Here is a 25,213-nt window from a genome sequence, read left to right as displayed (position 1 = left end):
GGGGGCCCGGAAGACGCTGTCGCCTCAGACGAGGATCCATCCAGTCGTGGCACCCACACCGGCGATGGCACCAGAGGCGCGGATGACGCGATGCAGCGCGTACACCGTCACCGGCCCCGCCTGCCGGGTGAACCGGCCCTTGTCCACGGCGGCGCGCCCCCCGCGCGGCTGAAGGCTGACCGACATCGCCCGTTTCGCACCGGGCCGCTTCGCGACGGTCATGGCGCACACATAGGTGCGGTCCTTGTAGAGCCGCAGCTCTCCGGTCGCGAACCTCACGGTCTTGACGGGACGACCGGAGCACCCGGAGGCCGCTTCCGCCTCCTGCACACCGGGGCCGGCCGTCAGCAGGGCGCCCGCGACCACGAGCGCCGCACCGGCGTGCGCCACCAGCCTTCCGAACACTCTTGCTCCCCTCCCACGCCAGGCCGTACTGACGTACGACGCAACCACGGCCCGGACGGTTGCGGTCAGCTCGTCACACCACGATCAGGTCGTCACACGACGACCAATTCGTGACGGCACAGCCATGCCGGAGTCAGGCCGGCGTGGGCTCCGCGGCGCCGATGAACGTCCGCCACAGCGCGGCATAGCTCCCGCCCAGCGCCAGGAGCTCGTCGTGCGTACCGTCCTCGATGACCCGCCCGTGGGCCATCACGACCACGCGGTCGGCGCGTGCGGCCGTGGTCAGCCGGTGGGCGACGACCAGGGTGGTGCGGCGCCCCGTGAGCCGGTCGGTGGCCTGGTTGACCTGGGCCTCCGTCGCCAGATCAAGGGCCGCCGTCGCCTCGTCCAGCAGCAGCACGTCCGGGTCGACCAACTCGGCGCGGGCGAGCGCGATCAGCTGGCGCTGACCGGCCGACAGGTTGCGTCCGCGCTCGGCCACCTCGTGCATATAGCCGCCGTCGAGTGTGGCGATCATGTCGTGCGCACCCACGGCCCGCGCCGCGGCCTCCACCTCGGCGTCCGTCGCCTCCGGGCGCCCGTAGGCGATGGCGTCGCGCACCGTGCCGGCGAACAGGTACGCCTCCTGCGGGACGATGCCGATCCGGTGCCGGTACGCCGTGAGGTCCACGTCGCGCAGATCGGTGCCGTCGGCCGTGACCCGGCCGCTCGTCGGGTCGTAGAACCTGGCCACAAGCTTGACCAGCGTCGACTTCCCCGCTCCGGTCTCACCGACGAACGCGACCGTCTGCCCGGCCGGGATCCGCAGGTCGATCCCGGTCAGCGCGCCTTCGTCCGGCGTCCTTCCCCCGGACTCAGCCGCGACATCCGCCTCGGCACCCGCCAGGGAGCCATAGGCGAAGCTCACGTCCTCGAAGGCGATCTCACCGCGCAGCGCCGGCACGTCGAGCGGCCGCGCGGCCTGCGCCGTGGACGTCGGCTCACGCAGCAGCTCCTGGATGCGCCCCAGCGACACCGTGGCCTGCTGGTAGCCGTCGAAGACCTGCGACAGCTGCTGCACCGGTGCGAAGAACAGATCGATGTACAGCAGATACGCGACCAGCGCACCCGTCGTGAGCGTGCCCGCCTGGATCCGCCCGGCCCCGACCACCAGCACCGCGGCCGCGGCCACGGAAGCCAGCAGCTGGACGAAGGGGAAGTACACGGAGATCAGCCACTGGCCGCGCACACGCGCCGCGCGGTAGCTGTCGCTGCGCTCCATGAACCTGCGGTTGCCCGACTGCTCACGGCGGAACGCCTGCACGATACGCAGTCCGCTGACCGACTCCTGGAGATCGGCGTTGACGACGCTGATCCGCTCACGGGCGAGTTCGTACGCCTTCACCGACTGCTTGCGGAAGAACACCGTGCCGGCGATCAGCACCGGCAAGGTCGCGAACACCACCAGGGCCAGCTGCACGTCGATCACGACCAGCACGACCATGATCCCGAGGAAGGTCACGACGGAGACGAAGGCGGTGACAAGACCCGTCTGGAGGAAGGTGGACAGGGCGTCCACGTCCGTCGTCATCCGGGTCATGATCCGGCCGGTCAGCTCACGCTCGTAGTAGTCGAGCCCGAGCCGCTGGAGCTGAGCGAAGATCTTCAGCCGCAGCGCGTACAGGATGCGCTCGCCGGTACGGCCGGTCATCCGTGTCTCACCGATCTGCGCGACCCACTGCACGAACACGGCGACGAGGCCGAGCGCGGAGGCCGCCCAGACCGCCCCCAGCGCCGCCCGCTCGACACCGTCGTCGATTCCGTGCCGGATCAGGACCGGCAGCAGCAGCCCCATACCCGCGTCCACCGCGACCAGGAGCAGGCTGACCAGGAGCGGCGGCCCGAAGCCCCGCAGCAGTCGGCGCAGCCCGTACGAGCCGGACTCCTCCGGCAGCACCGCACGCGCCTCGTCCACCCGGGGTGTGTCATCGGCCGGCGGCAGCGCGGCGACCTGGGCCAGCAGCTCCGGCGTGGCACCGGTGACCTCGTCCTGTTCGGCCTCTTCCTTGCGGACCCACAGCGGCGGGGTGATACCGCGCTCGGCGTCGAACTCGGCGTCCATCTCGGCCCGCAGCGTGCGGTCCTCGGGGATCTCGACCTGGCGGGTGTGCCCCGGGGACACCCCGCCCAACTCGTCGGGGTCGGTGAGCAGCCGCCGGTACAGCGCGGACCGCTCCTGCAACTCGTCATGCGTACCGATGTCGGCGAGGCGGCCGTCGTCCAGCACGGCGATCCGGTCGGCGAGACCGAGGGTGGAGCGCCGGTGGGCGATCAGCAGTGTCGTCCGGCCTGCCATGACGCTGCGCAGCGCCTCGTGGATCTCGTGTTCGACCCGTGCGTCCACGGCCGAGGTCGCGTCGTCCAGCAGCAGCAGACGCGGGTCGGCGAGGATGGCACGGGCCAGGGCGACGCGCTGGCGCTGGCCACCGGACAGGGTGAGCCCGTGCTCGCCGACCTTGGTGTCGTAACCATGGGGCAGCTCGGCGATGAAACGGTCCGCCTGGGCGGTACGGGCCGCCTGGGCGACCTCCTCGTCCGTCGCGTCCGGCTTGCCGTACGCGATGTTCGCGCGGACGGTGTCGGAGAAGAGGAAACTGTCCTCGGGCACCAGGCCGATGGCGGCGCGCAGCGATTCCAGGGTGAGTTCGCGGACATCATGGCCGCCGACGAGCACGGCGCCGGCGGTGACGTCGTAGAAGCGGGGCAGCAGCAGCGAGACCGTCGATTTGCCGCTGCCGGAGGCACCGACCACGGCCACGGTCTCACCGGGCCTGATCTCCAGCGAGAAGCCGTCGAGCACCTGCCGGGCCGCACCACCGGTCCCGGAGCCCGATGCGGACCCAGAGCCCGATGCGGACCCAGCCCCCTCGCCGTCGCCGGACCCGGAGCCGGAGCCGTAGGAGAAGCTGACGTTGTCGAACTCCACCGACGCCGGGGCATCGGCCGGAAGCTCCTTGGTGCCGTCCGTGATGCTCGGCTCCGTGTCGATGAGTTCCAGGACCCGCTCCACACCCGCCCGTGCCTGCTGGGCGACGGTCAGCACCATCGCCAGCATCCGCACCGGGCCCACCAGCTGGGCGAGGTACGTGGAGAACGCGACGAACGTCCCGAGCGTGATCTGCCCGCGGGTGGCCAGCCAGCCGCCCAGCGCCAGCATGGCCACTTGCCCGAGTGAGGGCACGGCCTGGAGGGCGGGGGTGTAGCGCGCGTTCAGGAGGATGGTGCGCAACCGGCCGGCGAAGAGCCTGCGGCCGGCCTCCTTGAGCTTCCCGGTCTCCTGCTCCTCCTGTCCGAAGCCCTTGACGACACGGACCCCGGCGACCGCCCCGTCCACGACGCCCGCGACGGCACCGGCCTGCTGCTGGGCGTACCAGGTGGCGGGGTGCAGCCGGGCGCGGCTTCGCTTGGCGATGAACCAGAGGGCCGGGCCGACGGCGATCGCCACGAGGGTGAGCGGCAGCGACAGCCAGGCCATGACGACGAGGGAGATCACGAAGAGCAGGATGTTCCCGATGGTCATCGGGAGCATGAAGAGCAGCCCCTGAATGAGCTGGAGGTCGCTGGTGGCCCTGCCCACCACCTGGCCGGTGGACAGCTCGTCCTGGCGCCGCCCGTCGAGCCGGCTGATGGTGTCGTACATGTCGGTGCGCAGGTCGTGCTGTACATCGAGGGCGAGACGGCCGCCGTAGTAGCGACGCACATACGTGAAGAGATAGACGGCCACCGCGGACGCGACGAGCAGACCGATCCAGACCGCCAGTGACCGGGTGTGGTCACTGACCACATCGTCGATGACGACTTTGGTGATCAGCGGCACCAGGGCCATCACGGCCATACCGCCCAGGGACGACCCGAGTGCGAGCACCACGTTGCGCCGGTAGCGCCAGGCGTAACCGGTCAGCCTTCGCGCCCACCCTTGTGCTTCCCCCGCCACGTGTGCCTCCCGGGCTCCGGAAAATCATGCTCGTCTGCCGGAAGGCTGCAACGCGGGCGGGGACGGTTTTCATCCCGCTTCCGGCCCTGGAAACGGGAGGAAACAAAGTACGGTCCCTGGTCCTAGGACCAGGGACCGTACCGAGGGTAGGCGCGGGCAGCGTTACCGCGCCGTCGGATACGCCGTGACCATGTCGCGTGCCGGGCGCTCCGGAACCGCCGGGACCGCCTCCTGCGGGGTGCTCGTCGGGTTGTAGCGCAGGCCCGCCGAGCTCGTGGGGCTGAGGTCCTTGTGGACCGCACGGGCGACGGCCTGGATGGTGTTGATGCCGTCGTTCATGGTGGTGTTGTCCTGCGTGAGCACGGTGAGCTGGTAGTTGTGCGCGCTGCCGGTGAAGGCTCCGATCGAGTGCACCCGCCAGCCGTGGGTGGCCCGCTGCAGCCAGCCGTTCTTGACGTGGATCTTGGCGGTGGAGGGCGCACCTGCCGGAACTCCCCAGCGCTGCGACGCCACGACGGAGTTCATCAGCTGGAGCACGTAGGCGCGCGAAGCGTCGGTGAGCACCGTGTTCTTCGCCGTGAGCAGGGCGAGCAGCCGCTGCTGGTCACGGGCGGTGATCTGGGTGAGTCCCCAGTAGCCGTTCGCGCCGGGGACGGTCTTGGGCATGCCGGCGGCGGTGAGGAAGGCCTTGACCTTGGTCGCGCCGAGCTGGCGCCACAGCGCCGTCGTCGCGTCGTTGTCCGACTTGGTGATCATGGCCGTGGCCCGCGACTTCTCCGTGCCGGTGAGCTGGCGGCCGGTCTTCTGCGCGTCCCACAGCAGGGTGGCGAGCACGGCCACCTTGACCACACTGGCGGAGTCGAACTTCTGATCGGGGCGGAGTATGCAGCTGGTCTTGGTGACCCGGTCGTTGACCAGCACGGCGGTCGTGGAGGCACGGCCCTGGACCGCGGCCGTGATGTCCTTGACCAGCTTGGCCGCCAGACCTGCCTGCTTCGAGGTGCAGGCGACCGCGGGCGTGGCGGCGGTCGCGGTGGCGGTGCCCTGTGTGGCCGTGACGGCGACCGGCACCAGCACGCCGAGGGTGGCGGTCACGCAGAGAACCCCACGACTGCGGAGGGGTACGGAGTGTCTCTTCACGACTCTCATGACTCCGCAGCATCAGAAAGGTTGTACGACAAAAGCCACCGTGTGCTGTGACGCGTACCACTGACGCGACAGGCTCCGGGCCACGTCCGGAGGACTACGCAACGTCAGGCGTACGGAGCGGGTACCGGCTTAGACATCGGCTCAGCGGTGCACCTCCTTTAGAGGCGCACCGGCCCTTCAGGCCGGCCCTCCCCACCGGCCCTGCGCACCAGCTCTCTGAAGCAGCCTCCTGAGCCGTTCTTCAGAGATGCGTCGGCGCGAACATCCTCAGCAGCGCCGGCAGCACCACCACCGAAGGTCCGGACCGCGCGAGGGACTTGGCCAGGTCCTCGCGGAGCGACCCGGGGGTGGTGCGCACCGCCGGCACCCCGAAGGACTCGGCGAGTGCCACGAAGTCCGGGCGGGACAGCTCGGTCCCGGTGGTCTCGCCGAAGGAGTCGGTCATGTACTCGCGCAGGATGCCGTAGCCGCCGTCGTCCACGATGAGCCAGGTCACCGGCAGGTCGTACTGCTTCGCCGTCGCCAGCTCCGCGATCGAGTACATCGCCCCGCCGTCTCCGGACACGGCGAGCACCGGCGTGCCGGGGTCGGCCACCGCTGCGCCGAGCGCGGCCGGGAAGCCGTAGCCGAGGCCGCCCGAACCCTGGGCGGAGTGCATGGTGTTCGGCTGCCGGGGGTCGAAGGCGGACCAGGCCCAGTAGGCCAGGATGGTCATGTCCCAGAAGCTCGGCGAGTCGTCCGGCAGTGCCTCCCGCACCGCGGCAAGCACCTCCTGCTCCAACGTCAGATCCTGGCCGGCGATGCGTTCCCCCACCTTCGCCAGCAGCGTGGAGACCCGCTCGGCGCCCGACCGTGCATCCCCGGCCCGCTGCCCGTCGGAGCCGGAACCGGGGCCTGCGACGGAACCCGGGGGCCCGAGCGTCTCCAGCAGCGCGGAGAGCGCGATGCGCGCGTCGGCGTGGATGCCGAGCGCGGGATGGTTGGACTCCAGCTTGCCGAGGTCAGCCTCGATCTGGATCACCCGGCCCCGGGGTGCGAACGTGTGGTAGTTCGAGGACAGCTCGCCAAGCCCCGAGCCGACGACCAGCAGGACATCCGCGTCCTCAAGGAAGTCGGTGGTGTGCCGGTCCTCCAGCCAGGACCGCAGCGACAGCGGGTGCTCCCAGGGGAAGGCCCCCTTGCCGCCGAAGGTGGTCACGACCGGAGCGTCCAGCCGCTCGGCGAGCGCGCGCAGCTTGCCGGAGGCGTCGGAGCGTACGACACCGCCGCCCGCGATGATCGCCGGGCGTTCGGCCCCGTGCAGCAGATGTGCGGCGACGGCGGTCAGTTCGGGGCGCGGGACCAGCTCGCGCGGGGTCGCGTCCACGGCGGTGACGACCGGCAGGTCGGTCTCGGCGAGCAGCACGTCCTGCGGGATCTCCACCCAGACCGGACCGTGCGGAGCGCTCAGCGCGGACTCCCAGGCGGCGGCGAGCGCGGAGGGGATCTGTGAGGCGGCACGCACGGTGTGCACGGACTTCACGACGTCGCGGAACGAGGCCTGCTGGTCGCGCAGCTCGTGCAGATAGCCGTGGCGCCCGCCGCCGAGTCCGGCGCGAGGCACCTGGCTGGAGATCGCCAGCACCGGGGCGGAGGCCGCCGCCGCCTCCTGGAGCGCGGCGAGCGAGGTCAGCGCCCCGGGGCCGGTCGACACCAACAGCGGCGCCGCCTCGCCGGTGATCCGCCCGTAGGCGTCGGCGGCGAAGCCCGCGTTGTTCTCGACGCGCAGGCCGACGTACCGCAGCGGCGAGCGGCGCAGGGCGTCGAACATGCCGAGCGCGTGCTGGCCCGGCAGACCGAACACCGTCGTGGCCCCGAGGCCCTTAAGGGTCTCGATGACCAGATCGCCGCCCCTGCGCCCGGCCGGCGGATTGAGCGCGGCCTCGGTCTGCGCCTTGCTCGGGCGCAGTACGAGATCGTGGTCGTGGGTCATGGGTGTCCGGTGTCCCTTCGTGCTGCCCGCCGGGCGCAGCGCGCTGCCGCTGCTTCGCGGCTACTTCGCGGTCTGCCCCGCGCCGCCATCGGCACGGCCCGCTGCGATCTGACGGGCCATGATCGTAGTCAGCTCGTACGCGGTGTGGGAGGCGGCGACCGAGGTGATCTCGGCGTGGTCGTACGCCGGCGCGACCTCGACGACATCGGCCGAGACCAGGTTGCAGGAGGCGAGCCCGCGCAGGATCTCCAGCAGTTCGCGGGAGGTCATGCCGCCGGCCTCGGGGGTGCCGGTGCCCGGGGCGTGGGCCGGGTCGAGGCAGTCGATGTCGATGGAGATGTAGAGCGGGCGGTCGCCGATGCGCTGACGGAGCTGGTCGGCCACCTCGTCGGCGCCGCGCCGGTAGACATCGGACGAGGTGACGATGCCGAAGCCCATCTTCTCGTCGTCGGTCAGGTCCTGCTTTCCGTAGAGCGGGCCTCGGATACCGACGTGCGAGAGCGCCTCGGTGTCGAGGATGCCCTCCTCCACGGCACGGCGGAACGGGGTGCCGTGGGTGTACTCGGCGCCGAAGTACGTGTCCCAGGTGTCCAGGTGCGCGTCGAAGTGCAGCAGGGCCACCGGGCCGTGCTTCTTGGCGACCGAGCGCAGCAGCGGCAGGGCGATGGTGTGGTCGCCGCCGAGGGTCATCATGCGGGCGCCGGTGCCGAGGAGGTCGTCGGCCGCCGCCTCGATGGTCTCGACCGCCTCGTTGATGTTGAACGGGTTGGCGGCGATGTCGCCCGCGTCCGCGACCTGGGCGAGCGCGAAGGGGGAGGCGTCCTGGGCGGGGTTGTAGGGACGCAGCAGCCGGGAGGCCTCACGGATGGCGTTGCCGCCGAAGCGGGCACCGGGCCGGTACGAGACCCCGGCGTCGAAGGGCACGCCGACCACGGCGACATCGGTGCGGCCGACCTCGTCGAGCCGGGGCAGCCGGGCGAACGTCGCGAGTCCGGCGTACCGCGGGGTGCGGGACGAGTCGATGGGGCCGCGCGGCGTCTCGTTGCTGCTCATGACCATGCCTTCTTCCTACGGGTATCGCGATGATCCGGATCGCATGTCCGGCTGCGGTGGCTCTAGCGGTGGCTCTAGTGGTCTGCCCAGACCACGGGCGGCTTGTGCACGGGAACGCGCACCCGTACCAGCGGTGCCCGGACGACTCGACGATAAGTGGCCGGAAAGCGGCGATGAAGTGTACGTTTCCTCCATTCTGGAAGATCTATTCGGATGGAACGTCCACCATGCCGGACCCCATCGCCCTCCCATCGAACCCACCCGTCCCGCCCGCGCCCCCCATCCCGCTGTCCGCGCTGCTGGCGCGCGAGGATCTGGGGCTGCGACTGATCACGGGGCCCGCGGACACCGGCATCCAGTGGGTGCACCCCTCGGAAATGGCTGATCCGTATCCCTATCTGCTGGGCGGTGAGCTGCTGCTGACGGCCGGGGTCCTGCTGGCGGACCCGGAGCGTTACGTCTCCCGGGTGGCCGAGGCGGGAGGCGCCGCGATCGGCTTCGGGGTGGCTCCGGTGCACGACACCGTCCCCGAGGCTCTCGTACGAGCCTGCGAGCGGCACGGGCTACCGCTGGTCGAGGTGCCGCCGGGGACCCCGTTCACGGCGGTCGCCCGGGCCGTGTGGCGACTGATGGCCCAGGTCCGGCTGCGGGAGGTACGCCGGGTCAGCGAGGCGCAGCAGGGCCTGGCCGCCGCCGCCGCGCGGCCCGACCCGGTGCCGGCGGTGCTCCAGCAGCTCGCGACCCGCCTGGGCGGCTGGGCGGTACTGCTGTCCCCGGACGGCTCCGCCGCACAGTCGGCGGGGCGCGCCCCGTCGCGGGAGGCCCGCGAGGCGCTCGGGCGGCTGGCGCGCGTGGTGAATCCGGCCGCGGCGGACGACGCGCTCCCGGGGCGAGGGGAGCTCGGGGAGCGCACGGGGCGCGCGGTCCCGGGGGCCGCGACACCGGTCCGGCGCGCCCCCTCATCCGCCACCGACGCCGCGGGCGGTCACCATCTGGCGGCCTACGCGCTCGGCGGCGCGCAGGGGCTGACCCTCGGGATCGCGACCGATGCCCGCGAGCCGGGCGGGCACACCGTGGCAGGGATGGCCGTGGTCCTCCTGTCGCTGCTCACCGCACCGCACCAGGGAGCGGACGCGGCCAGCCGCTCCGCCGCGTTGGTGCGGCTGCTGCTGGGAGCGGCGCCCGCCGAGGTGGCGCCGGCGCTGGCACCCGGCCGCTGGATCGTGGTGCACGCCTCCCGGCAAGGACTGCCGCCCGACCGGATCGGGGCATCCGCGCTCGGCGCGGCACTGGGCAGCGCGCTGGTGGACTTGGATTCCGGAGCGGACGCCACCGGCGCGACCGTACGGATCCTGCTTCCCGGCGAGCGCCGGATCGAGCCTCAGCCCGGCTGGACCCTGGGGGTGAGCGCCCCGGCCGAACCGGGCGAGCTGAGCGCCGCCGACACGGCCGCCGCGCGGGCGCTGCGGCGTGCCGAGGCGACCCGTGAGCCGCTGGCACGGCAGCGCGACGCGGGGCTGGCCGAACTGGTCGCGCCCACCGAGGCCGCCGCACACGCCCGCACCCTGCTCGCGCCCGTCGCGGACGCCCCGGCGCTCACCGAGACGCTGCGCGTCTGGCTCTCCCTGCACGGCAGCTGGGACCGCACGGCGGTGGCCCTGGGCGTCCACCGCAACACCGTGCGCCAGCGGATCGCCCGCTGCGGCTCACTGCTGGGGGTCGACGTGGACGACGCGGACGTACGGATGGAGCTGTGGTTCGCGCTGCGGTACGTGTGACCGGGCCGCGGCGTCGTGGTTCCGTCGGGAGTCCACGACTCCGGCGCCGGAACGCTGTGGGCATCACGCCAAGTCTCTTGTGCCGCAGGCGTGTTGGAATGCCCGCATGACCATATCCGCCGACGGAACCGTGACCCTGGCCCCGGGTGGACCCGGGCGCCGCCTGCGTGCCGAGGTCGAGCGGCTGCAGGAGGAGGCGGCCCGGCAGAGGGCGCTCGCGCACAAGCGGGCGGATTTCTGGACCCGGCTGGACATCGCCCTCGGCTTTCCCGCGGCGCTGCTCGCCGGCACGGCGGGCGCGGCCGGTCTGGCCACGGCGGACGCGCGCATCCCCGCCGCGCTGATCGCCCTGGCCTCCGCCGGCTTCGCGGCCGGCGCGGGCTTCCTCCGCAGCGACACCCGCCGCCGGGCCAACAAGCGCGCCCGGCACGCCTGGGCGGACGTGGAGGGCCGCGCCACGGTGAAGCTGGCCCAGGAGCGTCTGACGCCCGAGGACCTCGGTGAACTCCTCGTACGCCGGCAGGCGGCACTGGCGGCCTACGACGGCGAGGCGCCCCTGCCGGACCAGACGTCGGTCACTGCGAGCTGAGCGCACACCCGCCGACGACTGAGGCCACCGAACTGCAGCTGCTCACAGCGGAGGCGGACTAGACGATCTCTCCCATCCACATGCGACGCCCCAGTTCGTCCAGCTCGGCACGCCGCTCCTCGTACTCGGGCAGGGCGCGCCCCAGCAACCGCCAGAAATCGTCTCCGTGCCCCGAGACACGCACATGCGCGAGCTCGTGGGCGACGACATAGTCCACAAGATGCATGGGCAGTTGGAACAGCGACCAGCCCAGACTCATCTGCCCGGGTCCGACGTCGCCGCCAGACGGACGGTAGCGGCCCCAACGGCCGCCGAGATCCAAAACGTCCAGCGTCGGCTCCGCGACTCCCATACGCGCCGCCCACGGCTGGAGTCTGCCCCTGGCCCACTCGCGGCCGGCGCGGCAGTACCAGTCGACGAGCGCAGACCGGCCCCGGGCCGGATCATCGGCCTGTTCCTGGTTGAGGAGCAGACGCCCGGCGACGAGCCGGACCCCGGCGCCCTCCGGGCGCTCGCCGTCGATGGCCAGGCGATAGGTCCGCCCGAGATACCGGAACACCTCTCCCTCGACGAGACGCTTGGGCGGGTTCAGCGGCCTGGTTCGCTCCCTTTGCGCAGTCTTGGCCGCCACCCATGCCCGGTGGGCCCGGACGAACGCGAGGGCGTCGGCCGCCGGACGTCCCTGGGGCGCGTGAAGGGTGACCGGCCTTGGGGGCACGCGAGCGTGCCCAGCATCACTCTGGACACGTTCAACAACCGCCCGGTAACTTATGACTGAGCAAGCGCTTAGACATTGCCGCGAACCCACACAGTCACGAGGAGGCGTCCGTGCGCCGTACCGTTTTCAACGAGGACCACGAGGCGTTCCGGGAGACCATCCGGGCCTTCATCGAGGCCGAGGTCGTGCCCGTCTACGACGAGTGGTTCGCGGCCGGCCAGGCGCCTCGCGACTTCTACTACAAGCTCGGTGAGCTGGGCGTCTTCGGGATCAACGTGCCCGAGGAGTTCGGCGGAGCAGGCCTGGACACCCACAAGTTCGAGGCTGTGCTCTACGAGGAGACCTCCCGCGCGGGTGTCCAGTTCGGCGGCTCAGGCGTGCATGTGCTGCTCGCTCTGCCCTACATCAAGATGCTGGCCGACGACGAGCAGAAGAAGCGCTTCCTGCCGAAGTTCGTCACCGGCGAGGAGATGTGGGCACTGGCGATGACCGAGCCGGGCACCGGCTCCGACGTCGCGGGCATGAAGACCACCGCCAAGCTCTCCGATGACGGCACCCACTACGTCCTCAACGGCTCCAAGACCTTCATCACCGGTGGTGTGCACGCCGAGCGCGTGATCGTCTGCGCCCGCACCTCCGCCCCGACCGCCGAGGACCGCCGCTTCGGCATCTCCCTGTTCGCGGTGGACACCAAGTCCGAGGGCTACTCCATAGGCCGCAAGCTGGACAAGCTGGGCCTGCGCACTTCCGACACCGCCGAGCTGGCCTTCGTCGACGTCAAGGTCCCGGTCGAGGACCTGCTCGGCGAGGAGAACAAGGGCTTCTACTACCTCGGCCAGAACCTGACCTCCGAGCGCTTCGGCATCGCCTTCGGCGCCTACTCCCAGGCGAAGGCCGCCGTCCGGTTCGCCAAGCAGTACGTGCAGGACCGCACCGTGTTCGGCAAGACGGTCGCCTCGTTCCAGAACACCAAGTTCGAGCTGGCCGCCTGCCAGGCCGAGGTAGACGCCGCCGAGGCCGTCGCGGACCGCGCGCTGGAGGCCCTGGACGCGGGCGAGCTGACCCCGGCCGAGGCCGCGTCGGCCAAGCTGTTCTGCACCGAGGTGGCGCACCGGGTCATCGACCGCTGCCTCCAGCTGCACGGCGGCTACGGCTACATGAACGAGTACCCGATCGCCCGCCTGTACGCTGACAACCGTGTCAACCGCATCTACGGCGGCACCAGCGAGGTCATGAAGTCGATCATCGCCAAGAACATGGGACTCTGACCCTGTGAGCGAAGCTCTTGACGGCCTGCTCGATCTGCTCGACCTCGAGCAGATCGAGCAGGACATCTTCCGGGGACGATCGCGTTCGGCGGTCGTACCCCGGGTCTTCGGCGGACAGGTCGCGGCCCAGGCGCTCGTCGCCGCGGGCCGCACCGTCCCCACGGACCGTACGGCGCACTCCCTGCACTCGTACTTCCTGCGCATGGGCGACCCCGGCGCGCCGATCGTCTACACCGTCGACCGGATCCGCGACGGCCGTTCCTTCACCACCCGGCGGGTCGTCGCCGTCCAGCACGGCCAGCCGATCTTCCATCTCTCGGCGTCCTTCCAGACGTACGAGGAGGGGCTCGACCACCAGGCCCCTATGCCGGACGCCCCGGACCCCGAGACCCTGCCGACGGCCGCCGAGAGCATCCCGCAGTATGCGGACACGTTCATCCACCCGGACGTCGCGCGGCGCCTGCTCGCCGCCCGGGACGCGGTCGATCTGCGCTATGTGTCCGAGCCTCCGTTCGCCACTGTCGGGAACCCGCGCGAGCCGCGCTCACAGGTGTGGTTCCGCACCAACGGCAAGCTCGCGGACGACCCGATGCTGCACGTCTGCCTCGCCACCTATGTCTCGGACATGACCCTGCTCGACTCCGTGCTGCTCGCCCACGGGCGGGGCGGCTGGACGGTCGGGGACGTCGTGGGCGCCTCGCTGGACCACGCGATGTGGTTCCACCGCCCCTTCCGGGCGGACGAGTGGCTGCTGTACGACCAGGAGTCGCCGTCCGCGCACGGCGGGCGCGGTCTCGGACAGGCACGTATCTATACGCGGGACGGGCAGCTGGCGATCTCGGTGATCCAGGAAGGCGTGGTCCGCGTCCCACGCGACTAGGTGTACTCGGCCCTGTTCCGGCCTGATCACTCCACCGGACCCACTCAGGTCATGTCCGGGTCCGGGACTCGAGGATCCGGGCCGTCTCCTCCGGGGCCTCCAGCATCATGTCGTGCCCGCACGCGATCGTGCGGATCTCCCAGCCGTCCGCGCGAGCGGCCGCGAGGGACGCGTCGAGGCTCGGCAGCGGCGGGCCGGTGTGCCGCACATAGACCCTGTGCAGTGCCGCGAGGGGGCCCGGGTCGAATTCGACGGGATCCGTCTGGCAGCGGAACGGGAAGTCGGTGAGGCGTGGCCCCGCCCACGCCCGCAGTCGCTCGTCCCGTACGCCCCACTGGGTGAGGTACGAGGCGTCCGCGGGCAGGTACCAGCCCTCGCCGCGCTCGGCGGCCAGCTCGCGGTAGCGACGCGCGGCCTCGGGCGGCTCGACGTCCAGCAGGCACTCCCCGGGCCGGACCAGGAAACCGCCCATGAGGACCACGACGGCGAGCCGGCCGGCCGCGCGTTCCGCGACCGGTCCGGCCAGGATTCCGGCATAGCTGTGCAGGACGAGACGGACGTCGCCGAGGTCCTCGTACCAGATGAGGTCCACCAGGTCGTCCACATGGGTGGCGACGCCCACCTCCCGAGTCAGCTCGCGGTGACGCTCGCCCTGACCGGTCAGACTCGGTGTGAACACGCGGTGCCCCTGCCGGGTCAGCGCATCGCGCACCGGCCCCCAGCACCAACCCCCGTGCATGGCCCCATGGACCAGGACATAGTCCGCCAACGTCTCACCGCCTGTCGCCCTGGCCACGCCGAGATCGGGCACACCTGACACAACAGACATACCCTCCCCTCATGGCGAGCGACGCGAACACCGCCGGCGAGCCGGCAGACGCTCCCGTCCCCCCACCGGAGCACATAGCGCCCGACGAGCCACCGGAAAGCACCGGCACCGTGATCGTCGCGGGCCTGGCCGGCCTGGCCATCGCCGTGGCGAAGGCGGTCGCTGGAGTCGTCAGCGGGTCGGGCGCGATGCTCGCCGAGGCCGCCCATTCGGTCGCCGACACGGTCACCGGCGTCCTGCCGCCCACCGCGCTGCGCAGGAGCGCCCGACCCGCCGACGAGGAGCACCCGCTGGGCTACGGGCCCGAGCGCTACGTCTGGGCCGTGCTGGCCTCGGTCGCCACCTTCGTGGGCGGCGCGGTCTTCGCCGTGTACGGCGGCATCCGCACCCTCGCACACGGCGGTACGCCGGGTGATCCGCTCGTCTCCTACCTGGTGCTGGCGGTCGCCGCCGCGCTGGAAGGGGTCTCGCTGACCAGGGGCGTCCGGCAACTGCGGGGCCGGGCGGTGCGGCCGGGCGCCCCGGCCCGGCGCCCGCTGCGCCACACCCCCCGGCCGGCGGTGAAGGCCGTGACGACGGAGGACTCCGCGGCGCTGCTCGGACTGCTGCTCGCCGCGGCGGGCCTGGCCGGTGGCCAGCTCACAGGCTCCACCGTCTGGGACGGCATCGCGTCACTGCTGATCGGGCTGCTGCTGGCCGCCGTGGCCTGGGTGCTCGGCAGCAGCAACGCCGCGCTGCTGATCGGCCGTCCACTGCCGCCACGGATGCGGGAGTCGGTGCGCGAGGAGCTGCTCACCGTGCCGCACATCGTCGAGGTGCTGGAGCTGACCACTCTCGTCCAGGGGCCCACCGAGATCCTGATCGCGGCGAAGGTGAACTTCCGGGACGTGGCATCGGCCGAACAGGTGGAGTGGGCCTGCGAGGACGCCGAGCAGCAGCTGCGCCAGCGCTTCCCCGCGATCCGCAGGGTGTACCTGGATCCGACGCCGGGAGTGCACCAGGTCCGGCCCGGCTCCCGTCCCGGAACGGCACCAGGTCCCGGAGCACCCCACGATCCCGTGGCGTCCCCTGGGGTCAGAGGAGCCCTGCCGCGTTCAGGAGATACGCCGTCATCGGATCGTAGAAGCGCGGGTCCGTGACATGGTCGTCCAGCGGAACCGTCACCTGAAGGGTGCCCTCCGCCTCGCCGATGAACAGCGCCGGGTCGTTGCAGTCCGCGTAGCCCACGGCGTCGATCCCCCGCTGGCCGGCGCAGCCCGCCCAGCCGTGGTCCGCGACCACCAGATCCGGCTGGGACCGCCCTTCCCGCCCCAGACCGTCCAGGACGGCGGCCATCGGTTCCGGCGAGTGGGTGTGCCACAGGGTGGCGCCGCGTTCCAGCATCGCGACATCGGCGAACTGGAAGACCAGGCCCTCGTCCGCGGTGAGTCCCGAGGGGATCCGCACGATCTCGCAGCCCGCGGCCCGCAGCGCGTCCGCGGTCTGCCGGTGCACATCGAGCAGCCCACCGGGGTGCCCGGTTGCGAAGAGCACCGACTGCCTGGCGGCGGCCGCCTCCTTGAGCCGTGCCGCCATGCGGTCGAGGGCGTCGACGGTCAGCTCGGGGTCGATGGTGTCCTGGCCGAACCGGTGCAGGGGATCGTCGTTGACGCCGCAGCGCTCGGCCATGACGGCCAGCACGTCCTGCTCGTCGGTCCAGCGGTCGCCGAGTTCGAGCCCCAGCCAGTAGTGGCGGTCGCCGTTGGCCAGCTTGCGGTAGTGGGAGAGGTTGTTGTCGCGGGGCGTGGCGACGTCTCCGGCGATACGGGTGCGGACGAGGTGGTCGACGAGGGCGGCGCGGTTCGGTATCGGCATGCGCCCATTGTGCCGCCAGGTGTGCGGAGCGTGCCGGGCGTCCCAGAGCGCGGACGCCGCCACCCCGGGTCGAGGCTCACGCCGACAGCGACGCGAACGCTCCGTGGGCCAGCTTGCGCAGGAGCGCCTCCATGGCGGAGCGCCCCGGCAGGCCGTTTCCGTAGGAGTTCCCGTACGAGCCGAGGTGCGGGGTGGAGTTCAGCAGCCCGAACACGGCGTGGACGGCCGCCCGTACCTGGGCCTCGGGGACCTCCGGGTGCAGCTTGCGGACCACGTCGACCCACAGCTCGACGTACTGGCGCTGGAGCTGACGCACCAGCTTGCGGTCGCTGTCGCGCAACCGGTCGAGCTCGCGGTCGTGCAGGGTGATCAGCGGGCGGTCGTCGAGCGCGAAGTCGATATGCCCGTCGATCAGTGAGGCGAGCACCTGCTCAGGGGCTCCGCCGGCTCCACCGGATCCATCGGCTTCGGCGACCCTGCGCCTGCCACCGTCCAGCAGCCGGCCGGAGATCCCGACCAGCAGCTCGGCGAGCATCGCGTCCTTGCCGGCGAAGTGGCGGTACAGACCGGGGCCGCTGATACCGACAGCCGCTCCTATCTCGTCCACTCCGACGCCGTGGAAGCCGCGCTCGGCGAAGAGCCGGGCGGCCTCCTTGAGGATCTGCTCGCGCCGGGTCGGGGCGTCGGCTCTGGTGCTCATACAACTGATTCTAGACAGCACGGTTAGCGCTCGTTAACCTGGAGGGGATCGGTTAACGCTCATTAACAAGGAGGGCTGGACCGATGCAGCAGGCACCTGTGCTGGCGAGTGCGGCAGATCCCGCATCCGAGGCCTGGCAGGCCAATGAGGCGGCGCACCGCGAGCTGACCGACACACTGCGCGCGAAGCTGGCCGCGGCTCGTCTGGGCGGCGGCGAGAAGGCGCGCGCACGGCACACCGCGCGCGGCAAGCTGCTGCCGCGCGACCGGGTGGACACGCTCCTGGACCCGGGCTCGCCCTTCCTGGAGCTGGCCCCGCTGGCGGCCGACGGGATGTACGACGGCCAGGCTCCCGCGGCCGGGGTGATCGCCGGTATCGGCCGGGTGAGCGGTCGTGAGGTCGTGGTCGTCGCCAATGACGCCACGGTCAAGGGCGGCACGTACTACCCGATGACGGTGAAGAAGCATCTGCGCGCCCAGGAAGTGGCGCTGGAGAACCGCCTGCCGTGTGTCTACCTGGTCGACTCGGGCGGCGCCTTCCTGCCGATGCAGGACGAGGTCTTCCCGGACCGTGAGCACTTCGGCCGGATCTTCTACAACCAGGCACGGCTCTCGGGTGCGCGCATTCCGCAGATCGCCGCGGTGATGGGCTCCTGCACGGCGGGCGGCGCCTACGTCCCGGCGATGAGCGACGAGGCCGTGATCGTGCGGGACCAGGGGACGATCTTCCTGGGCGGACCGCCGCTGGTGAAGGCGGCGACGGGCGAGGTGGTCACGGCCGAGGAGCTCGGCGGTGGCGAGGTGCACTCCCGGATCTCCGGGGTGACGGACCATCTGGCCGAGGACGACGCCCACGCCCTGCGGATCGTGCGGAACATCGTGGCGACCCTGCCCGAGCGCGGGCCGCTCCCGTGGTCCGTGGAGCCCGCCGAGGAGCCGAAGGCCGACCCCTTCGGGCTGTACGGGGCGGTGCCGGCGGACTCGCGCACGCCCTATGACGTCCGGGAGGTCATCGCCCGGATCGCCGACGGCTCCCGGTTCGCCGAGTTCAAGTCGGAGTTCGGGCAGACCCTGGTCACCGGCTTCGCCCGGATCCACGGCCACCCGGTCGGCATCGTCGCCAACAACGGCATCCTGTTCGCCGAGTCCGCCCAGAAGGGCGCGCACTTCATCGAGCTGTGCGACCAGCGGGGAATCCCCCTGCTGTTCCTCCAGAACATCTCGGGCTTCATGGTCGGCAAGGACTACGAGCACGGGGGCATCGCCAAGCACGGCGCCAAGATGGTGACGGCCGTGGCCTGCACCAGGGTGCCCAAGCTGACGGTCGTCATCGGCGGCTCCTACGGCGCGGGCAACTACTCGATGTGCGGCCGGGCGTACTCCCCCCGCTTCCTGTGGATGTGGCCGAACGCCAAGATCTCCGTGATGGGCGGGGAGCAGGCCGCATCGGTGCTGGCGACGGTCAAGCGCGACCAGATCGAGGGCCGGGGCGATGCGTGGGCCGCCGATGAGGAAGAGGCCTTCAAGGCCCCCATCCGCGACCAGTACGACCAGCAGGGCAATGCGTACTACGCGACCGCCCGGCTGTGGGACGACGGGGTGATCGACCCGCTGGAGACCCGGCAGGTGCTGGGTCTGGCTCTGACCGCCTGTGCCAACGCCCCGCTCCCGCAAAGGGACAGCGCGGCGCCCGGCTTCGGCGTCTTCCGGATGTGAGGGACTGTGGACTTCAAGGGACAGACGATGTTCGACACGGTTCTGGTCGCCAACCGCGGTGAGATCGCGGTCCGCGTCATCCGGACGCTGCGGGCCATGGGGGTGCGCTCGGTCGCCGTCTTCAGCGACGCGGACGCCGATGCCCGGCACGTCCGGGAGGCCGACACCGCGGTGCGGCTCGGTCCGGCCGCCGCGGCGGAGAGCTACCTCTCGGTGAAGCGGCTGCTGGACGCGGCGCGGCTCAGCGGGGCCCAGGCGGTCCACCCCGGCTATGGCTTCCTCGCGGAGAACGCGGCCTTCGCCCAGGCCTGTGAGGACGCGGGGCTGGTCTTCATCGGTCCTTCCGCGTCGGCGATCTCGCTGATGGGCGACAAGATCCGCGCGAAGGAGACCGTACGCGAGGCCGGCGTACCGGTGGTGCCCGGTTCGTCCGGGTCCGGGCTGACGGACGAGCAGCTCGCCGACGCGGCCCGGGAGATCGGGATGCCGGTGCTGCTGAAGCCGTCGGCGGGCGGCGGCGGCAAGGGCATGCGGCTCACGCGGGTCGAGTCGGCGCTGCTGGAAGAGATCGCCGCCGCGCGACGCGAGGCGCGGGCCTCGTTCGGCGACGACACCCTGCTGGTGGAGCGGTGGATCGACCGTCCCCGGCACATCGAGCTCCAGGTCCTCGCGGACGGGCACGGCAATGTGGTGCACCTCGGTGAGCGCGAGTGCTCGCTTCAGCGCCGCCACCAGAAGATCATCGAGGAGGCACCGTCCGTCCTGCTGGACGAGGCGACCCGGGCCGCCATGGGCGAGGCCGCTGTGCAGGCGGCGCGCTCCTGCGGCTACCGCGGCGCGGGCACGGTGGAGTTCATCGTTCCGGGCAGTGACCCTTCCGCCTACTACTTCATGGAGATGAACACCCGGCTCCAGGTGGAGCACCCGGTCACCGAGCTGATCACCGGTCTGGATCTGGTGGAGTGGCAGCTGCGGGTGGCGGCGGGTGAGCGGCTCTCGTTCACCCAGGAGGACATCCGGCTCACCGGTCACGCCGTCGAGGCCCGGATCTGCGCGGAGGACCCGGCACGCGGCTTCCTGCCCTCCGGTGGCACGGTGCTCGCCCTTCATGAACCGCAGGGCCAGGGCGTGCGCACCGACTCGGGGCTCAGCGAGGGCACCGAGGTCTCCAGCCTCTACGACCCGATGCTGTCGAAGGTCATCGCCTACGGCCCCGACCGCCGGACCGCGCTGCGCAAGCTGCGCGCGGCCCTGGCGGACACGGTCACCCTCGGCGTGCCGACGAACGCGGGCTTCCTGCGCCGTCTGCTGGATCACCAGGATGTGGTCTCGGGCGACATGGACACGGGGCTCGTGGAGCGGGACGCGGACGGCCTGGTGCCCGGTGGCGTGCCCGACGAGGTGTACGCGGCGGCGGCACTGCTGCGCCGGCCGGGGGCGTCCGGGACGTCCGGCGGCTGGGTCGACCCCTTCTCCGTCCCGAACGGCTGGCGGCTGGGCGGTGAACACGCCGCGACGGTGCACCACTTCCGCATCCCCGGCCAGGACCCGCTGACGGTCCGGGTGAGCGGTACGGCGGCGGGGACCGTGTGCACCGTGGGCGAAGCGCCCGCGAAGCCGGTGCGGCGGGTGCGGACGGACAACGGGTCGGGGCTGTCGGCGGACGGGGACCGGTCCGGCACCGTCACCGTCGAGGTCGACGGAGTCACCCACACCTTCCGGCATGCCATCGGACCCGAGGGGATCTGGCTCGGCAGGGACGGTGACTCCTGGCACGTCCTGGACCACGACCCGGTGGAGGCCTCGCTCAGCGGCGCCGCGCGCCAGGGAGCGGACACGCTGGCGGCACCGATGCCGGGCACCGTGACCGTGGTCAAGGTCTCCGTCGGCGACACGGTCGAGGCGGGCCAGAGCCTGCTGGTCGTCGAGGCGATGAAGATGGAGCACGTCATCTCCGCCCCGCACGCCGGCACCGTCACCGAGCTGGACGTCACCCCGGGAGCCACCGTCGCCATGGACCAGGTGCTCGCCGTCGTGGCCCCGCGCGAGGACGGACCGAAGGAGCCGAGCGATGACTGACGGACTGCCGATGCAGGTACCCGTCCCGGAGCTCCCACCGCGGGTGCGCATCCATGAGGTGGGCGCCCGTGACGGTCTCCAGAACGAGAAGGAGGTCGTCCCGACCGAGGTGAAGGCGGAGTTCATCCACCGTCTCGCCGACGCGGGCCTGACCACCGTCGAGGCCACCAGCTTCGTCCACCCCAAGTGGGTGCCCCAACTGGCGGACGCCGAAGATCTTTTCCCCCGCCTCGGCGACCTCGAGGGTGTCGCCCTGCCCGTCCTCGTGCCCAACGAGCGCGGCCTTGAGCGTGCCCTTGCCCTGGGGGCGCGCCGCATCGCGGTGTTCGGGTCGGCGACCGAGACGTTCGCGGCCCGCAACCTCAACCGGACGGTCGCCGAGTCGCTCGCCATGTTCGAGCCCGTCATCGCCCGCGCGAAGGACGACAAGGTCCACGTGCGGGGCTATCTCTCGATGTGCTTCGGCGACCCCTGGGAGGGCAGGGTGCCCATCCACCAGGTGGTCCGGGTCGCCAAGCAGCTGATGGACCTGGGCTGCGACGAGCTGAGCCTCGGGGACACCATCGGTGTCGCGACCCCCGGTCATGTGCTCGCCCTGCTCGCCCGGCTCAACGAGGAGGGTGTGCCCACCAGCGCGATCGGGGTGCACTTCCACGACACCTACGGCCAGGCCCTGGCCAACACCTTCGCGGCGCTGGAGCACGGTGTGACCACGGTCGACGCCTCGGCGGGCGGCCTCGGCGGCTGCCCGTACGCCAAGAGCGCCACCGGAAACCTCGCCACCGAAGACCTCGTGTGGATGCTCCACGGCCTCGGTATCGACACCGGGGTCGATCTCGACCGACTCAGCGCCACCAGCGCGTGGATGGCCGAGCAGCTGGGCCGACCCAGCCCGTCCCGCACCGTGCGTGCCCTGTCCCACAAGGAGTCCTAGCCATGTCGCTCGACCACCGTCTCTCCTCCGAGCACGAGGAACTCCGGCGCACCGTCGAGGAGTTCGCCCACGATGTGGTCGCCCCGAAGATCGGCGACTTCTACGAGCGGCACGAGTTCCCCTACGAGATCGTCCGCGAGATGGGCCGTATGGGCCTGTTCGGACTGCCCTTCCCCGAGGAGTACGGCGGGATGGGCGGCGACTACCTGGCCCTCGGTATCGCCCTGGAGGAGCTCGCCCGGGTCGACTCGTCCGTGGCGATCACCCTGGAGGCCGGTGTCTCGCTGGGAGCCATGCCGGTCTACCGCTTCGGCACCGAGGAGCAGAAGCGCGAGTGGCTGCCCCGGCTGTGCTCCGGTGAGGTCCTCGGCGCCTTCGGCCTCACCGAGCCCGACGCGGGCTCGGACGCGGGCGGCACCAAGACCACCGCCGTGCGCGACGAGAGCACCGGCGAGTGGGTGATCAACGGCTCCAAGTGCTTCATCACCAACTCCGGCACGGACATCACGGGCCTGGTCACGGTCACCGCGGTCACCGGTCGCACCCCCGAGGGCAAGCCGCTGATCTCCTCGATCATCGTGCCGTCCGGCACCCCCGGCTTCACCGTCGCCGCCCCCTACTCCAAGGTGGGATGGAACGCGTCGGACACCCGTGAGCTGTCGTTCGCCGACGTCCGGGTCCCGTTCGCCAACCTGCTCGGCGATGAGGGCCGCGGCTACGCCCAGTTCCTGCGCATCCTGGACGAGGGCCGTATCGCGATCGCCGCGCTCGCCACGGGTCTGGCCCAGGGCTGTGTGGACGAGTCGGTGAAGTACGCCAAGGAGCGGCACGCCTTCGGCCGCCCGATCGGGGACAACCAGGCCATACAGTTCAAAATCGCCGACATGGAGATGCGGGCACACATGGCCCGGATCGGCTGGCGCGACGCGGCATCGCGTCTCGTCCTCGGCGAGCCCTTCAAGAAGGAGGCGGCGCTGGCGAAGCTTTACTCCTCCACCGTCGCGGTCGACAACGCCCGCGAGGCCACCCAGATCCACGGCGGCTACGGCTTCATGAACGAGTACCCGGTGGCCAGGATGTGGCGGGACTCCAAGATCCTGGAAATCGGCGAGGGCACGAGCGAGGTCCAGCGGATGCTGATCGCAAGGGAGTTGGGGCTCACGGGCTGAGCTTGCGGGCGGTGCCGGGGGTTGCGGTACGACCCCCGCCTCTGGACAGTTTCTGAGGTTAGGCTAACCTACCCTCGAGTCTTGGCCACGAGGCCGCCCCCGGCACGCACGAAAGCGAAATCCCTCATGCCCCATGCCGCTTCCCCCCTGACCCGCCGCGGACTGCTCGCAGCGGGCGGCGCCCTCGGCCTTGTCGCCGCCCTCACCGCATGCGGCGGCGACAAGAAGGGGGGCGACACGGCCTCGGACGCCGAGAAGTCCGGTCCGTGGCAGTTCAAGGACGACCGCGGCCAGACGGCCAAGACGAAGTCGGCCCCGAAGAACATCGTCGCGTTCTCCGGCATGGCCGCGGCGCTGCACGACTTCGGCGTCGAGGTGAAGGGCGTCTTCGGCCCGACCTATGTCGAGGACAAGGCCAAGGGCACCAAGACCCCGGACGTCCAGGCGGGCGACCTCGACATCAACAAGGTCAAGGTGCTGGGCAACGTCTGGGGCGAGTTCAACGTCGAGGCATACGCCGCGCTGAACCCCGAGGTCCTCATCACCGACATGTGGGTCAAGGACCAGCTCTGGTACGTGCCGGACGAGTCCAAGGACAAGATCCTCAAGCTGGCCCCGAGCGTCGCCCTGTGGGCCTCCGACGCCACCATGCCGAAGGTCCTCCAGCGCCACGTCGACCTCGCCGAGTCCCTCGGCGCCGACGTGAAGAGCAAGAAGACCACTGACGCCAAGGCCGCCTTCGAGAAGGCAGCCGCCCGGCTGCGCGCCGCCGCGAAGGCCAAGCCGGAGATCAAGGTGCTCATCGGCTCCGCGAGCGCTGAGCTGTTCTACGTTTCGACCCCGGTGCGCCCCACCGACACGCTGTACTTCAAGGAGCTCGGCGTCAATTTCGTCACTCCCACCAAGCTGGACGAGCAGGGCTTCTTCGAAGGCCTGAGCTGGGAGAACGTCGACAAGTACAAGGCCGACATCATCATGATGGACAACCGCTCGTCGGCCCTCCAGCCCGAGGCCCTGAAGTCCAAGCCGACCTGGGCCAAGCTGCCCGCCGTCAAGGCCGGCCAGGTCATACCGCGTGTCACCGAGCCCATCTACTCCTACGAGAAGTGCACCCCCATCCTCGAGGAGCTCGCCAAGGCCATCGAGAACGCGAAGAAGGTCGCCTGACGATGACGGCAGCCGCAGCCGCCCCGTTCCGTTTCTTCCCTCTCCAGGTCGTACGGACGCGGCGGCTCGGCCCGTCGCTGATACGCGTCACCCTCGGGGGAGAGTCGCTCGCGGACTTCGCGTCCGGGGGCCGCGACCAGTCGCTCTCCCTCTTCCTGCCGCACCCGGGGCAGGACGCACCGGTGCTGCCCGCCCCTCAGGACGGCAGCACGGAGGCCATGTACGCCACGCTCGGCGCCTGGCGTGCGCTGCCCGCGGGCGAACGCGCCGTGATGCGGTCGTACACGGTGCGGGAGCAGCGTCCCGGCGCGGGTGAACACGGCGAGATGGACATCGACTTCGCCGTCCACGAGGACGGCGGCCCGGCCTGCCGGTGGGCGCAGCGGGCCTCCACCGGGGACCGGGTGACCGTGCTCGGCCCGGCCGTCGCCGACAACACCGCCGTGCGTTTCCGGCTCCCCGATGACGCCGACTCGGTGCTGATCTGGGCGGACGAGACGGCGCTGCCCGCCGCTTCGGCCATCCTGGAGTGGCTGCCGGCCGGCATCCGCGCACAGGTCTGGATCGAGGTCCCGCACGCCGGTGACCGCACGGAACTCGCCACCGCGGCCCAGGCCACCGTCACCTGGCTGGTACGGGACGAGGGCGCGCCACCGGCCGTCGAGGCCGTGCGGGCCGCTGAGCTCGCGGGCTCGGCGCCGTATGCCTGGATCGCGGGTGAGTCGGGGACGGTCAAGGCACTTCGCCGCCAACTGGTGAACGAGCGCGGGCTGGACAAGCGCCGGGTCACGTTCGTGGGCTACTGGCGCAAGGGTCTGAGCGAGGACGCCCTGCGCGAGACCCCCGACGACGCGTCATAGCCTCACATCCGGACCCGGACCCCCAATGCCGCCCCGCGGCCCCGTCTCCCGCCGCGAACGGGGCCGCATCGGCATGCGCACCACCACCGGGCAACCCCCGTTCGGCGCCCGCCTCGTGAGT

General features: G+C 71.2%; 20 protein-coding genes. 11 read left to right on the top strand and 9 right to left on the bottom strand.

All coding sequences use genetic code 11. The annotated features are described in order from the left end of the window. Positions 1–24: 24 nt before the first annotated feature. From ABZ532_RS23030 to speB, 5 genes are all read right to left on the bottom strand, one after another. A complete protein-coding gene (locus ABZ532_RS23030) occupies positions 25–405 on the bottom strand; it encodes a hypothetical protein (protein ID WP_361286714.1) in 381 nt (126 codons plus the stop codon). Positions 406–538: 133 nt separating this feature from the next. Then, positions 539–4,378 (bottom strand): ABC transporter ATP-binding protein, encoded by a 3,840-nt coding sequence (locus ABZ532_RS23025; RefSeq protein ID WP_361286711.1) that lies wholly within the window; start codon positions 4,376–4,378, stop codon positions 539–541. Between the two features lie 162 nt (positions 4,379–4,540). Then, positions 4,541–5,455, bottom strand: a complete 915-nt coding sequence (locus ABZ532_RS23020; RefSeq protein ID WP_361286792.1) for a serine hydrolase — start codon at positions 5,453–5,455, stop codon at positions 4,541–4,543. A 313-nt stretch (positions 5,456–5,768) separates the two neighbouring features. Further along, complete coding sequence (locus ABZ532_RS23015; protein WP_361286708.1) at positions 5,769–7,499, bottom strand: thiamine pyrophosphate-binding protein; 1,731 nt, start codon at positions 7,497–7,499, stop codon at positions 5,769–5,771. A 60-nt stretch (positions 7,500–7,559) separates the two neighbouring features. Further along, entirely contained in the window at positions 7,560–8,552 is a 993-nt protein-coding gene (speB, locus tag ABZ532_RS23010; RefSeq protein WP_361286705.1) for an agmatinase, read from the bottom strand. Positions 8,553–8,779: 227 nt separating this feature from the next. On the opposite strand from speB, the gene ABZ532_RS23005 reads away from it, so the two are divergent. Together ABZ532_RS23005 and ABZ532_RS23000 are read left to right on the top strand one after the other, a co-directional pair. Continuing rightward, complete coding sequence (locus ABZ532_RS23005; RefSeq protein WP_361286702.1) at positions 8,780–10,330, top strand: PucR family transcriptional regulator; 1,551 nt, start codon at positions 8,780–8,782, stop codon at positions 10,328–10,330. Between the two features lie 106 nt (positions 10,331–10,436). Further along, entirely contained in the window at positions 10,437–10,919 is a 483-nt protein-coding gene (locus ABZ532_RS23000; RefSeq protein WP_361286699.1) for a hypothetical protein, read from the top strand. A gap of 58 nt (positions 10,920–10,977) precedes the next feature. On the opposite strand, the gene ABZ532_RS22995 is transcribed toward ABZ532_RS23000, so the two are convergent. Next, the gene (locus ABZ532_RS22995) at positions 10,978–11,637 is read right to left on the bottom strand and encodes a SprT family zinc-dependent metalloprotease (protein ID WP_361286696.1); all 660 of its coding nucleotides are present in this window, start codon (positions 11,635–11,637) and stop codon (positions 10,978–10,980) included. A 110-nt stretch (positions 11,638–11,747) separates the two neighbouring features. Here ABZ532_RS22995 and ABZ532_RS22990 point away from each other — a divergent pair, with 110 nt between their 5' ends. Both ABZ532_RS22990 and tesB read left to right on the top strand, forming a co-directional pair. Beyond that, a complete protein-coding gene (locus ABZ532_RS22990) occupies positions 11,748–12,905 on the top strand; it encodes an acyl-CoA dehydrogenase family protein (protein ID WP_361286693.1) in 1,158 nt (385 codons plus the stop codon). A 4-nt stretch (positions 12,906–12,909) separates the two neighbouring features. Then, positions 12,910–13,785 (top strand): acyl-CoA thioesterase II, encoded by an 876-nt coding sequence (gene tesB / locus ABZ532_RS22985; protein ID WP_361286690.1) that lies wholly within the window; start codon positions 12,910–12,912, stop codon positions 13,783–13,785. 49 nt (positions 13,786–13,834) lie between these two features. Here tesB and ABZ532_RS22980 read toward each other — a convergent pair whose 3' ends face one another. Then, the gene (locus tag ABZ532_RS22980; protein WP_361286789.1) at positions 13,835–14,554 is read right to left on the bottom strand and encodes an alpha/beta hydrolase; all 720 of its coding nucleotides are present in this window, start codon (positions 14,552–14,554) and stop codon (positions 13,835–13,837) included. Between the two features lie 71 nt (positions 14,555–14,625). Here ABZ532_RS22980 and ABZ532_RS22975 point away from each other — a divergent pair, with 71 nt between their 5' ends. Beyond that, positions 14,626–15,753 carry a cation diffusion facilitator family transporter gene (locus ABZ532_RS22975; RefSeq protein ID WP_361286687.1) on the top strand — a complete coding sequence of 376 codons (1,128 nt, stop codon included), beginning with the start codon at positions 14,626–14,628 and terminating at the stop codon, positions 15,751–15,753. On the opposite strand, the gene ABZ532_RS22970 is transcribed toward ABZ532_RS22975, so the two are convergent. Further along, entirely contained in the window at positions 15,689–16,468 is a 780-nt protein-coding gene (locus ABZ532_RS22970; protein ID WP_361286684.1) for a phosphatase, read from the bottom strand. The two genes, ABZ532_RS22975 and ABZ532_RS22970, sit on opposite strands and share 65 nt — an antisense overlap. Before the next feature lie 76 nt (positions 16,469–16,544). Next, complete coding sequence (locus tag ABZ532_RS22965; RefSeq protein ID WP_361286681.1) at positions 16,545–17,168, bottom strand: TetR/AcrR family transcriptional regulator; 624 nt, start codon at positions 17,166–17,168, stop codon at positions 16,545–16,547. Positions 17,169–17,251: 83 nt separating this feature from the next. Here ABZ532_RS22965 and ABZ532_RS22960 point away from each other — a divergent pair, with 83 nt between their 5' ends. The 6 genes from ABZ532_RS22960 (at position 17,252) to ABZ532_RS22935 (ending at position 25,092) form a co-directional block, all read left to right on the top strand. Then, entirely contained in the window at positions 17,252–18,883 is a 1,632-nt protein-coding gene (locus ABZ532_RS22960; protein ID WP_361286678.1) for a carboxyl transferase domain-containing protein, read from the top strand. Between the two features lie 27 nt (positions 18,884–18,910). Continuing rightward, complete coding sequence (locus tag ABZ532_RS22955; RefSeq protein WP_361286675.1) at positions 18,911–20,962, top strand: acetyl/propionyl/methylcrotonyl-CoA carboxylase subunit alpha; 2,052 nt, start codon at positions 18,911–18,913, stop codon at positions 20,960–20,962. After that, entirely contained in the window at positions 20,955–21,896 is a 942-nt protein-coding gene (locus tag ABZ532_RS22950; protein ID WP_361286672.1) for a hydroxymethylglutaryl-CoA lyase, read from the top strand. The genes ABZ532_RS22955 and ABZ532_RS22950 overlap by 8 nt, the downstream gene beginning before the upstream one ends. A gap of 2 nt (positions 21,897–21,898) precedes the next feature. After that, a complete protein-coding gene (locus ABZ532_RS22945; protein ID WP_361286669.1) occupies positions 21,899–23,065 on the top strand; it encodes an acyl-CoA dehydrogenase family protein in 1,167 nt (388 codons plus the stop codon). 126 nt (positions 23,066–23,191) lie between these two features. Next, positions 23,192–24,232, top strand: coding sequence for an ABC transporter substrate-binding protein (locus ABZ532_RS22940; RefSeq protein WP_361286666.1), 1,041 nt, complete (start codon positions 23,192–23,194; stop codon positions 24,230–24,232). Positions 24,233–24,234: 2 nt separating this feature from the next. Further along, on the top strand, positions 24,235–25,092 hold the full coding sequence (locus ABZ532_RS22935) for a siderophore-interacting protein (protein ID WP_361286663.1): 858 nt from the start codon (positions 24,235–24,237) through the stop codon (positions 25,090–25,092). Positions 25,093–25,213: the final 121 nt, after the last annotated feature.

The organism is Streptomyces sp. NPDC019396 (genome assembly GCF_040632375.1).
In the GTDB taxonomy this organism is placed as follows: Bacteria; Actinomycetota; Actinomycetes; order Streptomycetales; family Streptomycetaceae; genus Streptomyces.
Note: the sequence above shows the minus strand (reverse complement) of the source record. Positions and strands in the feature narration are given on the sequence as shown.

Coding starts and splice junctions, on each gene's coding strand:
- ABZ532_RS23015 (WP_361286708.1), bottom strand. CDS start 7,499: ATGACCCACGACCACGATCTCGTACTGCGCCCGAGCAAGGCGCAGACC.
- speB (WP_361286705.1), bottom strand. CDS start 8,552: ATGAGCAGCAACGAGACGCCGCGCGGCCCCATCGACTCGTCCCGCACC.
- ABZ532_RS23005 (WP_361286702.1), top strand. CDS start 8,780: ATGCCGGACCCCATCGCCCTCCCATCGAACCCACCCGTCCCGCCCGCG.
- ABZ532_RS23000 (WP_361286699.1), top strand. CDS start 10,437: ATGACCATATCCGCCGACGGAACCGTGACCCTGGCCCCGGGTGGACCC.
- ABZ532_RS22975 (WP_361286687.1), top strand. CDS start 14,626: ATGGCGAGCGACGCGAACACCGCCGGCGAGCCGGCAGACGCTCCCGTC.
- ABZ532_RS22970 (WP_361286684.1), bottom strand. CDS start 16,468: ATGCCGATACCGAACCGCGCCGCCCTCGTCGACCACCTCGTCCGCACC.
- ABZ532_RS22965 (WP_361286681.1), bottom strand. CDS start 17,168: ATGAGCACCAGAGCCGACGCCCCGACCCGGCGCGAGCAGATCCTCAAG.
- ABZ532_RS22960 (WP_361286678.1), top strand. CDS start 17,252: ATGCAGCAGGCACCTGTGCTGGCGAGTGCGGCAGATCCCGCATCCGAG.
- ABZ532_RS22955 (WP_361286675.1), top strand. CDS start 18,911: ATGTTCGACACGGTTCTGGTCGCCAACCGCGGTGAGATCGCGGTCCGC.
- ABZ532_RS22950 (WP_361286672.1), top strand. CDS start 20,955: ATGACTGACGGACTGCCGATGCAGGTACCCGTCCCGGAGCTCCCACCG.
- ABZ532_RS22945 (WP_361286669.1), top strand. CDS start 21,899: ATGTCGCTCGACCACCGTCTCTCCTCCGAGCACGAGGAACTCCGGCGC.
- ABZ532_RS22940 (WP_361286666.1), top strand. CDS start 23,192: ATGCCCCATGCCGCTTCCCCCCTGACCCGCCGCGGACTGCTCGCAGCG.
- ABZ532_RS22935 (WP_361286663.1), top strand. CDS start 24,235: ATGACGGCAGCCGCAGCCGCCCCGTTCCGTTTCTTCCCTCTCCAGGTC.